This is a genomic window from Pseudovibrio denitrificans JCM 12308 (genome assembly GCF_001310815.1).
Taxonomy (GTDB): Bacteria; Pseudomonadota; Alphaproteobacteria; order Rhizobiales; family Stappiaceae; genus Pseudovibrio; species Pseudovibrio denitrificans.
Genome location: NZ_BAZK01000006.1, coordinates 20,660 through 33,037, shown reverse-complemented (window position 1 = coordinate 33,037; position 12,378 = coordinate 20,660). Strand labels below are relative to the sequence as shown.

At 53.9% G+C, this 12,378-nt stretch carries 10 protein-coding genes, 1 tRNA gene and 1 pseudogene; 4 read left to right on the top strand and 8 right to left on the bottom strand.

Annotated elements, in window-relative coordinates; all coding sequences use genetic code 11:
• Position 1: 1 nt before the first annotated feature.
• From JCM12308_RS08840 to hemC, 8 genes are all read right to left on the bottom strand, one after another.
• Positions 2–1,009: a Gfo/Idh/MocA family protein gene (locus JCM12308_RS08840; RefSeq protein WP_054783483.1), complete on the bottom strand. Its 1,008-nt coding sequence runs from the start codon at positions 1,007–1,009 to the stop codon at positions 2–4.
• A gap of 29 nt (positions 1,010–1,038) precedes the next feature.
• The gene (locus tag JCM12308_RS08835; protein ID WP_054783482.1) at positions 1,039–2,238 is read right to left on the bottom strand and encodes an AGE family epimerase/isomerase; all 1,200 of its coding nucleotides are present in this window, start codon (positions 2,236–2,238) and stop codon (positions 1,039–1,041) included.
• Positions 2,239–2,431: 193 nt separating this feature from the next.
• Positions 2,432–2,507: transfer RNA gene (locus JCM12308_RS08830), tRNA-Thr, on the bottom strand.
• Between the two features lie 161 nt (positions 2,508–2,668).
• The gene (locus JCM12308_RS08825) at positions 2,669–4,450 is read right to left on the bottom strand and encodes a heme biosynthesis protein HemY (RefSeq protein WP_208978399.1); all 1,782 of its coding nucleotides are present in this window, start codon (positions 4,448–4,450) and stop codon (positions 2,669–2,671) included.
• 80 nt (positions 4,451–4,530) lie between these two features.
• Entirely contained in the window at positions 4,531–5,271 is a 741-nt protein-coding gene (locus tag JCM12308_RS29455; RefSeq protein WP_208978398.1) for a COG4223 family protein, read from the bottom strand.
• The gene (locus JCM12308_RS29450; protein ID WP_208978397.1) at positions 5,268–6,464 is read right to left on the bottom strand and encodes a hypothetical protein; all 1,197 of its coding nucleotides are present in this window, start codon (positions 6,462–6,464) and stop codon (positions 5,268–5,270) included. The genes JCM12308_RS29455 and JCM12308_RS29450 overlap by 4 nt, the downstream gene beginning before the upstream one ends.
• Positions 6,465–6,666: 202 nt before the next feature.
• Positions 6,667–7,377, bottom strand: coding sequence for a uroporphyrinogen-III synthase (locus tag JCM12308_RS08815; RefSeq protein ID WP_054783481.1), 711 nt, complete (start codon positions 7,375–7,377; stop codon positions 6,667–6,669).
• A complete protein-coding gene (gene hemC / locus JCM12308_RS08810) occupies positions 7,377–8,300 on the bottom strand; it encodes a hydroxymethylbilane synthase (RefSeq protein WP_054783480.1) in 924 nt (307 codons plus the stop codon). Before hemC ends, JCM12308_RS08815 begins: the two co-directional genes overlap by 1 nt.
• Positions 8,301–8,427: 127 nt before the next feature.
• Between hemC and tsaD the strand changes: the two are divergent.
• From tsaD to JCM12308_RS08790, 4 genes and pseudogenes are all read left to right on the top strand, one after another.
• A pseudogene (gene tsaD, locus JCM12308_RS08805) lies at positions 8,428–9,539 on the top strand (tRNA (adenosine(37)-N6)-threonylcarbamoyltransferase complex transferase subunit TsaD).
• A gap of 96 nt (positions 9,540–9,635) precedes the next feature.
• Positions 9,636–10,058, top strand: a complete 423-nt coding sequence (locus JCM12308_RS08800) for a hypothetical protein (RefSeq protein WP_054783479.1) — start codon at positions 9,636–9,638, stop codon at positions 10,056–10,058.
• A 783-nt stretch (positions 10,059–10,841) separates the two neighbouring features.
• Positions 10,842–11,324, top strand: coding sequence for an NUDIX hydrolase (locus JCM12308_RS08795; RefSeq protein WP_244271862.1), 483 nt, complete (start codon positions 10,842–10,844; stop codon positions 11,322–11,324).
• A 10-nt stretch (positions 11,325–11,334) separates the two neighbouring features.
• Positions 11,335–12,345 (top strand): NAD(P)H-dependent glycerol-3-phosphate dehydrogenase, encoded by a 1,011-nt coding sequence (locus JCM12308_RS08790; protein ID WP_014287102.1) that lies wholly within the window; start codon positions 11,335–11,337, stop codon positions 12,343–12,345.
• Positions 12,346–12,378: the final 33 nt, after the last annotated feature.

Here is a 12,378-nt window from a genome sequence, read left to right as displayed (position 1 = left end):
CTCAGTCGGGAGACCCAACGGTCTCCCAGCTGTCATTGCGCTCAGAACGCACAATCGCATCAATGATTTCCATGTTCTGGATCGCATCGCCGACACCATAAGGCAGCTCTTCCTCGCCTTGAACCACGCGAGAGAACAATTCACCCTGCAAGGTGTACTGATCACAGGCAGGAACACGCTCCACCTCAATCGCACCGTCACCCAGCACGCTGCCGGAATCGAGACGAAGAATTGTCTCTTCACCCGCTGGCGCGTTAAACGGAATGAGAATTTCCAGACGCTTAGCAGTGCCCACCAGATTGATACGCTGATACGGAGCAGACTGTGTGGACACCGTAAACTGCGCTTGACGACCTTCACCAAAGTCCATCATCACAGAAGTCAAACGGTCCGTACCGAAGTTCCGGTCACGATCAATCAGGCTCACAACCCGCTCAGGCTCAGCATTGAAGAAGTAACGAGATGCTACAATCGGGTAACAGCCGATATCCATCAGGCCACCACCGCCAAGCTCTGCCTTGTTGCGGATGTTTTGTGGGTCTTGGTTGCTGTAGCCAAAGAACGCCTGAATGCTCTGCAGTTTGCCAAGCTCACCCGACTCCACAATCTCCAGCGCACGCTGCCACTGCGGATGCGCACGCACCATAAACGCTTCCATAACAAAGCGATCATCAGGCATCTCAAGCAAAAGCCGTGCTTCATCTGCATCCAGAGCAATCGGCTTCTCGCAAAGCACATGCTTGCCAGCCTTCACAGCCTCAATGGTCATCGGCACATGCATGTGGTTTGGCAAAGGATTGTAGATCACATCGATATCTGGATCCGCCAGCAGCGCTTCGTAGGAGCCATAGGCTTTCTCAATGCCCAGCTCAGCAGCAACCTTCTTCGCGTTATCTTCATTGCGCGAAGCAATCGCCGCAACTTCAACACCCTTGGCTTTCTGCAGGGCTGGAATAACCTTTTCGCGGCCAATCCGTGCGGTTGATAGAACACCCCATTTAACCATCATAATTCTCCCAGTGTATCCTGCAGGAACCGCTACTTAACGCTCTCAAGCGCAACCACTTTCTGTCCAACCTCGGTTTTACAGAACCGGTCCAGCTCTGAAATGGCCGAGATGATGTGGTACAGCGAGCTCGCCGGAGCTGCTTCTTTCACAAAGGTACCATCCGGCAAAAACTTGTCTTTCCAGAGACCAGCCGGAACATCCTCAAAGAACAGCTCCAGCGCCGCCAACGCGTCCAGCATGGACTGGCGATACCGAGGCCACTCGCTCTCCGGCGTGCTTTCAAGCATGGCAATGGAGCCCTTGAGCCATTCGGCCTGAGACCACAGACGTGCCAGCGGATCACGCACAGAAAAGTCATCATTGATGCCCATCAACGCAACACCACGCTCACGATCAACACCATAAACCTCTGCAATCTCAAAGAGACGCGCAGCCGCAGCCTTGGCACGGTCATCACCGCGCAGCTTGTTCCAGCGGCTCAGCAACCATGCCCATTCAAAGTGATGACCCGGCTCAAGCGCCCTACCCTCATCTCCTGGCATCGGAGACCAATCCAGCGCAAAGAACTCACGCAAGCCACCTGTCTTCTCACAAATGAAATACTTGAGGCACAGCTCACCCAGCTCATCTGCCAGAGCTGACCACACAGCCTTTTGCTCAGCGCTCAGGTTCTCAGATCGCTCCCACTCAAGGCACATCTCAAACAGATGCATATGCGGGTTTGCACCCAGCGGCGCACGCGCAGGCTCAGCCTCCTGAAAACCAGCAGTAGGATGTTTGAAGCGCCCTTTTAGAACCTTCAGCAGAGCATCTGCCTTGGCACAGGCTTCCTCACGCTTCTCAGCGTTCACATCAGCAATGCTGGAAAGTGCAAGCAATGCAAAGGCCTGATTGTAAAGATCAAAGGATGTGTCCAGCAGCTCACCACCCGGCGTAGCCAGCGCACCAATATACCCTTCAGAAGTACCGTAGACCCGCTCCACATAAGCTTGCGTGCGCAGCGCCACATCCATCCACGGGCCATTCCAGCCCAGACGACCAGCTTCGCAATACACGAACACCATGCGCGGGTTGACGCGACCACGTCTGTTATCTGCGCTGCCCTGGCAATCCAACGTGATGGTTTCCGCAAATCCGCCATTCACAGCATCTTCGCCAGCTTTCAGCCAAAGCGGTAACGCATCTTCAAACAACCACGCGCGCAACTTATTCAGGTGATCGACAATCACTTCCGGTACTCCACACCACCGTCAGCCCGCTCCCACGAAACCCCGATGGCCTCCATATGTGCAAATGAAATCAATGCGCTTAAAGGTTCGACTAAAGGACCAAAAAACACAAATCAGAACCTACGACGAGTAGGCCACAAGACAAAGCCAAACTAGCAAGTTTTTGGGGGATTATGAAGTATCAGAGAATGAGTGGTGCCGCTGATAGGACTCGAACCTACGACCCCATCATTACGAATGACGTGCTCTACCAACTGAGCTACAGCGGCATTCCAGGTGGCACGAGGAGTGTGCCGGAAAGTGGAAGCTTGATACCCAAGCTCCTGATCAGATGCAAGTCTGATTTGCAATGGCGGAACAGGCATCCACCATCTATCTGCATTCGCAGAAGCAACTGCCTCAAACACTCACTTCTGCGAAAGCAATAGTGCTAGCGGAAGAACCTAAAACTTTGATCCTTCGGCGCTTTCGGATCTTCATCATCAGGCTCAGGCCCCGGATCATCCGGCAGATGTGAAAGCGGAAACTCAACCAGCTTCTCGTCTTTCTTTTCAGCCTTCTCATCCGTTTTGGCATCTGCGTCCTGCTCAGTCTTGGCAGGCTCGTCAGACTTTGCCTCAGCCTTCTCGTTGGCTTTTGTCGGCGCCCAACTGGAAGATTCGACAGGCACAACAGTCGCACGAGGCTCCTCAGCCTGCGCGGTTTCCTCAGGCTTTGTCTCCGCAGGTGCTTCTGCTGCAACAGGCGTTTCTTCCTTGGCCGTTTCCGTCACAACCGGTGCTGCAGTCGCCTCTGCCTTTGTTTTTTCTACTGGAGCTGGAGCAGGTGCTGGCTCTTCCTTCGGCGCAGCTGGTGTCTCAACGTCCTGAGGCTTTGGCACAACGATGTCAGCTTTTACCGGCTCATCCAGCACTTGCACTGGAGCTGCCAGCTCTGGTGGCTCAAACAATTTGTCATCAATGACTTCGATTGTCTGGTCCTGATCCATCGTGTTCTCCGGTGTCGCCCACTCATAGGCATCCACGCGGCCAGTCTTTGGTGAAACAGGCGCCCAGTTAGCAGAAACAACACCGTCTGCAATCCAGACCTTGTCATGAGGCGCACGCACCGCACGGGAGAGCCACTCGCGAATGCGGCCCTGATCACCATGCTCACGCTCTTCAAGGTCAGCCATCAGCAGGAAGGCACGCTGTGTTGGCTCAGAGCGCAGAACGCGCTTCAGCTGCTCACGCGCTTCGTCAAACTTCTTCGCCTCAATCGCAGCGACAGCAATCGCGATCGCACCTTCAGAGGAGTAGGCACGCATGCTTGCCAATGTTCTCACACGGCTCAAGCGGTCCGTGACGGAATCACCTGGGCGAACGTGGGCATAAGCTTCAGCAAGGTCCGGATGCGGGCTGAGTTTCCAGGTCGCTTCAAGGATCTTACTTGCTTTGCGGATTTCGCCAGCACGGGTCCGCAGACGCGCAGCAACAATCGCAGCCGGTACGAGAGATGGCGCAAGACCATGCGCTTCAACAGCCAGCGTACGGGCACGATCCGGGTTTTCATTCTCCAGCTCAAGCGCACGCGCGGTCAGCAGCACAGCTTTCTGGCGACGAAGGGTTTTCTTGTCCAGCATGCGAGCAGCATAGTTGCGCTCAAGCGTTGCAATGGCTTCTTCCCAATCACCGGAAACGGCCTGATACCCAAGCACAGCATTGCCTGCCCAACGCAGCCCCGGAACCAGATTAAAGGCTTCCTCAGCAAAGTGACGGGCAGCAGCTGGCTCGCTTTCACGCTCAGCTTCAATGTAAAGGCCATGCAGACCAACAGCCATGGAGCGGTCGTCTTCCAGCATCGCCTCAAACCGGCGACGACTTTCTGCATGATCACCATCCAGCTGAGACGCCTGCGCAAGAAGCAAACGCGCAGCAGGTTCATCACCATCCAGCAGCTTATCTGCCTTCAGGCCAAACTTGCGGGCATGGAGGGTATCGCCGGAACCGAGCGCCATCAGGCCTTGAGACAGAGCATCATACCCTTTGTCCTTACGGCGCCGCTGCATGAAGTGAGAAACCAGCGTTGGTGACTTCCAGATCAATCGGAAGAAACCCCAGACCACAATCGAAGCAACAATCGAGGCACCAAAGGCAACAACAGCTGTCAGCAAGCTTGCCTGAACAACATAGCCTTGCCACTCAAGTGTAACCACACCCGGACGATCAGCCATCCAGCACCACCAAGGGCCAGCAGAAATACAAACGCGAAAAAGATGAGAACGCGGACCATGTCCTTCGCTCCTTTCCGATACTACTTGTTTTCAGAAACAAGCGACTTCAAAACTTGAGCGGTGATTTTCTTCACCAATTCATCTGCGGCCAATCGGGCTTTCACCTGCTCAGCCCACGCGGCACCAACCTTTTGCATTGGCTCTGGCAACGCATCATAAGCCTTGATCGCACCAGCCAGATCACCAGCCGTCACGCGAGCTTCCATCGTGCCAAGCACTGCGCTGGAGCTTGTACCCTCGCTGTCATTTGGCGTACGAACAGAAACAAGTGACTTGGCGCTGGAGAACAGGCGATCAACCACATCATCATTCTCACTGGTCAGCGACACAGCACTCATATCACGAGCAACCTGCCCGAATCCGGCAATCAAAGCAGCGGAAGAAGGAATGCCCGTTGCAGCGCTTGCCTTCAGCGGCGCCAATTCAGCTGCATCATTTGGCAGCACAGCTTCCACTGCAGCCAACTCAGCCTCATAGCTGTCACCAGAATCAACAGCGTTCCTCAGAGAAGCAATCGCTATCGCACGCGCAGCACGTTCCTGCGCACTCGCAGTACCAAGCGCCTTCTCCAGACGATCAACACGAGCGGTCATCTGCTTGGTTGTTTCAGCAGTGGACTGTGTCAGCGCTTCAATCTTGCCTTCCAGAACCTTCTGTTCCGCAGTCAGCTTGCCGATCTGCGCCAAAGCTTCATCCACCTTGGAGCCAGTCACAGCCAACTGTGAACTCAGATCCTTCAGCTGTGTCGGCGCTTCTTTCAAAGCTGGAATTGCTTTTGTAGGTCAGTCAAGCTGCCCTGCACGCCTTTCAGCACCTGCTCAGCATTCTTTTGCGAGGCTGCTGTCAGATCAGCAACTTGCTTCGCCAGCTGATCCTGTGTCTTCTTCAGGCTCGCAACAGCAGCACCATCACCAGCAGCACCGTTGGAGATGAACTCGTTGAGTTCCTTGATCTCAGCACCCAGCGTGGAGATTTGCTCCTGCACACGCTGCGTTACACCGGCAGTGGCATCATTCAGCTTTGTGCTGGTCTCTTTCTGGATCGCATCCAGCTGAGCCGTCAGCTTCTCAATGGTGTCCTTCGCCGCGTAACTGCCACTCGCATGATCACGCAGAGCTGCAATTTCTTCCTTCAGCTGAGAATAGCGGTTCTTGGAACTCTCCAGCATAGCCTGAACTTCAGTTGCATTCTGGCTGGAACCTGCGCCGACCATCTGCAACATGCCAGCCTGATGCAGACCGAAACCGACACCCGCAACAATAAGCGCGCCAATCACACCAGCGGCCAGCATTGCCCCAAACCCGGCACCCTGCTTTGGCGGATGCGGAGGCTTGTCAGCAGGGCCACCTGGGCCTTTGCCAGATGGAGGTGGCGGCGGAGGCGTGTCTTTTCCACCAGAACCCGCCTTGTCGTCTTTTGCTTTAGCAGGCTCTTTTGCAGCAGCAGAGGTTGAGGTCTTGCTGGCGGTTGTCGCCTTGCTCGCAGCTGTCGTCTTGCCAGCCTCTGTCTTCGCTGCACTGGCAGTGTCAGCAGCTTTCTTCTCATCAGAAGCTGTTTTCTTCTCGTCAGCCGCAGCCTTTGCGCTTGCAGCAGCAGTCGGCTTGGCTGTTGAGGTAGAAGACTTACCGCCAGCAGCTGGTTTTGCGCCTGTTGCAGGCTTCGCATCCGCAGCTTTAGTCGCTTCAGTTTTTTCAGTCTTCGCAGCAGTTTGTGATTGTTGTTTGCCGGTTGACGGCACAGCGCCCGGCTTGGAAGAAGTAGCCTTACTCGCAGCAGCCTTGGCAGTTGCGCCAGCGCTCGCGGCAGGCTTGTCAGTCTTGGAAACGTCTTTTGCAGGCAGATCGATCGTTACAGGCTTCCGGGATCCACTGGAGAGCGGAGATTTCCGTGATGATGTTCCACCACCAGAGCCTGCCCCGGTGGACGCCCCACCCTTTTTGTCATCAGCAGCCATCAAAACCTCCTAGAATGGCGCGTTTCAAGCAGTTTCCAGCCGCGCCAATTTAATTACGCACGCAATCTCGATAAGGCATCCGCAGACACCTCTTCCTTAACATAAGCATCCCTTTAGCAAACTGCTATCAGGGAGAATTAGCACCTTGCTAAACAAACTACGACTTCTCCATAGGGCCCAGAGAAGTGCAAATCACATCCTCTCAACTTATTGAACCTGAGAGAAGTTCAAACAAACCATCCTCACTTGGCGTTTTAGCCGTAAAAACCTCGCCAAACGATCTCGCCTGCTCTGCAACCCGCTTAGAAACACATAATGCTTTCATAGAGTTAAGAAACACTGTGGTTTTTTCAAGATTTGAAACACTGAGAAAAATTTGAATTGTTCGCGGAGAATAAAACAACGCACAATCCAGTGTTCCGGCTTCAATCAAATCACGGGTTTTTCCAGAAAAGCCAGTCGCAGCAGCCATTTGGTAGACCTCCACCATATGGCAGGCAATGCCCTGTTGCTCCAGTTGTCCGGCAAGGTCTCCACTGCGGTCAACTGCCGCTGGATAAAACACGGGGCCGTCCTGATTGCGCTCAGCAATCAGCCTGCCAAGGGAATCGACATCCCCGTCCGCACAAATGATCTTTTGGAAACCTGAGGCTTCTGCAGCTTTGGCGGTCGCCTCACCCACAGAATAAAGAGGAAGGTGCTGTAGTTTGTCGACCAGATCGTTGAAGGCAAGAGCTTCAACCGCTTTCGCACTGGTCACAGCAATCGCTTTGGCGTCCCCAGCCACATCCCCGTTAACGGTCAGCGGCTGGAAACTCAGCATTGGCTCAACAATTACCTCGTGTCCCATAGCAACCAGCTTCTGCGCAGTTTTATCTGCCTGTGGCTGAGGTCGGGTCACGAGTATCTTCATTAGAGCTCCAGAAAGTTCGGACCAGATTTCGCTTTCAGCTCTTTGCCAAGCTCGCGGCCGATTTCTTCCGCATCACTTACCGGGCCTTCGCCTTCCACAGTGTGTGTCTGGCTGCCATCCGGCTTGATCACCTCACCGCGGAAACGGATGCGATCACCTTCCACATGGGAGAGACCAGCAATCGGTGTCCGGCAGGAACCATCCATCTCAGCCAGATAAGCACGCTCCAGCAACAGGCGGCTCTCAGTCTCAGCGTGATGGATCGGCGCCAGAATGCGCGCAGTCTCTTCATCACCAAGACGCGCCTCAATGCCAATCGCACCCTGACCAACAGCTGGAAGGAAGTGCTCTAGATCCATCAGAGAGGTCACCAGATCGCCCTGTCCCAGACGACGCAGACCAGCGTAAGCGAGGAAGGTTGCGTCAACCACACCCTCGTCCAGCTTGCGCAAACGGGTCTGCAGGTTACCGCGGTACATCACAACATCCAGATCAGGACGCAGACGCTTGATCTGTGCCTGACGGCGCAAACTGGAAGACCCAACCACAGCACCCTGTGGAAGATCTGTCAGTTTCTCAACCTTCGGAGAAATGAAAGCATCGCGCACATCTTCACGTGGAAGGTAAGCGGTCATGCCCAGACCATCCGGCAGAACCGTCGGCATATCTTTGGAAGAATGAACTGCCAGATCAATAGACTTATCCAGCAAAGCTTCCTCGATTTCCTTGGTGAACAAGCCTTTACCGCCTGCTTCGGAAAGAGGCCTATCTTGAATTTGGTCTCCCGTTGTTTTTATAACAACAATCTCGAAGTCATCATCGGTTAACCCGTGTGCCTTCGCGAGACGAGCGCGTGTTTCATGCGCCTGGGCCAGTGCCAGAGCGCTTCCACGTGTACCAATTCTTATAGGTTTTGTTTGCAAGGATCACATTCCCAATGCTAGGGGCTCATGTTAGATGAGCGACATAAAATCATCGGCCCGCGAAATCAACCATGCTTATCGCATGAGAGAACGACAAAAACCAAGCGGCCAAAGGAGACCAAACGTGCTGACCATCCTCGGCATAGAGACGAGTTGTGACGAAACTGCCGCTGCTGTCCTTGAGATTGATCAAGATGGCAAATGCGTAATTTTGTCCAACGTGGTGCATTCCCAAATCGATGAGCACACACCGTTCGGCGGTGTTGTACCAGAGATTGCGGCGCGCGCCACATTCAGTTGCTGGATGGTATCGTAGATCAGGCGATGAAAACAGCAAATGTGAAGTACTCTGATCTCTCCGCAGTTGCTGCCACCGCAGGCCCTGGCCTTATTGGCGGTGTCATTGTGGGCCTGATGACAGCAAAATCCATTGCCATGGCAATCGATAAACCATTGATTGCAGTGAACCATTTGGAAGGTCACGCCCTCACCGCCCGCATGACGGATCAGGTGGAGTTTCCGTTCCTCCTGCTCCTCGTCTCCGGTGGCCACACGCAGTACCTCCTAGTAAAAGCACTTGGGGAATACGAGCGGTTGGGCACAACCATTGATGATGCAATTGGCGAAGCGTTCGACAAAACAGCCAAACTTCTCGGCCTGCCGTATCCCGGTGGCCCGGCTGTAGAAAAAGCTGCAAAACTTGGTGATCCTACCGTCTACAAGCTGCCTCGCCCACTTTTGGATCGTCCTGGCCTCGACATGTCATTCGCCGGTCTGAAAACTGCCGTCCGCACCGCAGCACTCAAAGAAGAGCCTGTCAGCGAGCAAACCGTCAACAACCTTTGCGCCTCCTTTCAGGAAGCAGTCGCCGATGTTGTCGGAAAACGCAGTGCCAGAGCCTTCGAAATGTTCAAAGAACGCTATCCGGACACACCACCTAAGATGGTTATCGCGGGCGGCGTTGCTGCAAACGAAGCAATTAGGATTCGTCTGAACGAGGTTGCAGCAGAACATAGTGCAAAATTGATCGCCCCACCGCACAAACTGTGCACCGACAACGCAGCCATGATTGCATGGGCCGGAGCAGAGCGCCTGAGAAAACTGGTCGCCGAAGACCCGTCCATTCTGGAGCAAAACGGCAAGGGCGACGACATGAACGAAGCCCCTCGCCCACGCTGGCCCCTCGACAAACTCTCCGAAAGCGTCGTCGGCTTCGGCCGCAAGGGGGCGAAGGTCTGAGTATGAATTCTGCCACCTACAGATTATGGCAATAGCTTATCTGAAAGAAACTCAATACCGTATCTAACGTAAGCCCTATGTGCTGGGAGATACGGGATGCTAGATAAAATTGGTCAAGCAAAATACTCTCGCCTACTAGTTATCTTAGCGCTACTGATAATATGCATCGTTTCCAGCTTAACTGATTGGTGGGCAGGGCTTTATACGGCTGTCTTTCTTGTTCTAGCCTACCTGCTTTTTGCATTAGTTTCGGGTGTTACGTCTCTAGTTTCCATCATGGTAACCAAGCCCCTGAGATCAGAAATTCGCGAAGCAATTGGCGTCTGTACTTTCTTATTTGTTCTAGCTGTTTTGGGTATCATTGTGGACGCAAATCCCTTTATCCGGCAGTATATTAACGACGCTCTTCCGTTAGGAGCTCAACTAAACTTGAGCTTCGTCGATCCCATTTTTGCTGGTGTTTGTATCGCAGGCGTTGTCGCTTACACATGGCTAAGGATTAAATCAAAGGCAGAGTAACTGTCGTCTGGCTTCTCAACTACACCCAGCGCACAGCACTATCCCACTTCGAAACCCAGCTGAGAAATTGACGTTTTTTCATTTAAGGCTGGGTCTTTTGCCTGTTGCTCTCCACCGTCATCCCGGGCGAAGCGCAGCGAAGACCCGGGACCCATAACCCCAGTACCAGAGATTGGTCGAACGCCTCAGTTATTTAGCAAGGCTAGTGGGTATGGATCCCGCTCAAAGGCCGGGATGACACCGGAGTGGGCAGCAGGTTGCATCAAAAAACTTATCCCCCTCGCCTCAAACACCTGCATACTCAACATCACGCTCATGCATACGGGCAGTTGGGGGAACGTCCCTCAGTCTGGTGTGGGCTGGTCGGGGCTACTGCGGAAGGTAACGTAGTTCGCAGCAGGTTCGTGGAGGTTCCCCTTTCACCAACAGTGTTGAGGGATAGCGGATGTCCGGTCAAACCTTTGGGCGCCAGCACTGAGAACTGAGGCTTTCCAACAGTTTCAGGTCTTCCAAGCGTCTTTTGGAGCTTGGCCTTAGCTCCTACAAAAACGCCCGGGCAAGGCGACAGCTGATGCCGAAGAAACTTACTTACTCACACTGCGCAGGTATTGCCTGCCGCCTTGCTCATCCCGATTAACTCGGGAACTCCAGCTTCAACACTGCATGGAAAGCCATGCGGTGCTATTCGTGCTTATTATGTGCAAACTCGTCTCATGCCTTGCCTGAGACAAACTCCTGCAAATAACATCCGCCCAATTTCAATAGCATCGATTTGCTTGATTCTTGACGGAGACGACATTGCAGCCTCGGCACAAAGCTTACGTCTACATGACCTGCGGCACCCACCTTCTCGTTTTTGATGAGCCGGAAACAAACATCGCTGGAACCCTTCAAGTGCCCGGCGGCACGCTGGACCCAGGCGAGAGCTACCTGCACGCGGCCAAACGCGAGTTTGAAGAAGAAACCGGCCTCGACATCTCTGGCGCTCTTGAGCAGTTTGATGGTCATGACTTCCTTTATGATGATGCCCTGACCACGGGCCCGGAGCTTCACCGCCGCAAATTTTTCCATCTCAAAGTTCAGGAAAAAGCAAAGCAGACTTGGGATCATTACGAAATGAGCCCAAATGACGGTGGAGATCCTATCCTCTTTCGCTTCTTCTGGGTTGATTTGGCAGACAACGAAACTAAGTCCAAGCTAACAATGCATGGAGGGTTCGATATCCCTCTTGAGCAACTGTGTGAACGACTGAACATCACCCAATAAGGAAAACAACATGACCACTGCTCTAAACAAGATCGCTGTAATTGGCGGAGGATCTTGGGGAACTGCGCTTGCTTTGGCCGCAGCAAGAGCAGGTCGTGAAGTCACCTTATGGGCCCGCGATGCAGAAACCATCGCCGCCATCAACGCCAACAAGCAGAACCCGAAGTATCTGCCTGGCATTGAATGGACAGAGCAAATCACAGCAACCGGCATCCTGAAACACGCAGTCAGCGATGCCGATGCCCTTCTTCTCGTCACCCCGGCACAAACCACCCGGGCAATGACAGAAGCGATCAAGCCGTTTCTGAAGCCAGCAACACCAATTGTGCTCTGCGCAAAAGGCATCGAGCAATCGACAGGACAGCTGCTTTCCGAAGTCATCAAGTCTGTGGCGCCAGACGCGATCCCGGCAGCACTGTCCGGCCCAAGCTTTGCTCATGATGTGGCAAAGGGTTTGCCAACTGCAGTGACAATCGCAGCAGAAGACGGCGCTGTTGCCGATCAGCTTTCCGCAGCACTTGCCTCAAACAGCTTCCGCCCATACGCAACCGATGATCTCATCGGCGTGCAAATCGGCGGCGCTCTGAAGAACGTTCTCGCCATCGCATGTGGCGCTGCAGTGGGCTACGGCCTTGGCGCCAGCGCTCAGGCAGCCCTGACAGCCCGCGGCTTTGCAGAACTGACCCGCCTCGGCATGGCATTGAATGCGAAGAGCGAAACCCTCACTGGCCTGTCCGGTCTGGGCGATCTGGTGCTCACCTGTTCCTCCACTCAATCCCGTAACTTCGCCTTCGGTTTGAAGATTGGACAGGGCAGAACACCTGAAGAGCTGGTCGCTCCGGGCCAGAAGCTGGCAGAAGGTGCTCACTCAGCCAATATCGCAGTTGCTTTGGCCGCAGAACACGGCGTTGATATGCCGATCGCCAAGACGGTTTCACAAATCGTTGCGGGTAAAATTGACGTCGCACAAGCATTAAGCGACTTAATGACGCGTCCACTCAAACGAGAGACCCACCCCTAGTAGAATCCCTTTAAAGTAGGATTTGCCTGGTTG

Excerpts from the sequence above, each read along its gene's own strand:
- JCM12308_RS08840 (WP_054783483.1), bottom strand. The coding sequence starts at position 1,009 with ATGATGGTTAAATGGGGTGTTCTATCAACCGCACGGATTGGCCGCGAA.
- JCM12308_RS08825 (WP_208978399.1), bottom strand. The coding sequence starts at position 4,450 with ATGGCTGATCGTCCGGGTGTGGTTACACTTGAGTGGCAAGGCTATGTT.
- JCM12308_RS29450 (WP_208978397.1), bottom strand. The coding sequence starts at position 6,464 with ATGGCTGCTGATGACAAAAAGGGTGGGGCGTCCACCGGGGCAGGCTCT.
- JCM12308_RS08815 (WP_054783481.1), bottom strand. The coding sequence starts at position 7,377 with ATGAAGATACTCGTGACCCGACCTCAGCCACAGGCAGATAAAACTGCG.
- JCM12308_RS08800 (WP_054783479.1), top strand. The coding sequence starts at position 9,636 with ATGCTAGATAAAATTGGTCAAGCAAAATACTCTCGCCTACTAGTTATC.
- JCM12308_RS08790 (WP_014287102.1), top strand. The coding sequence starts at position 11,335 with ATGACCACTGCTCTAAACAAGATCGCTGTAATTGGCGGAGGATCTTGG.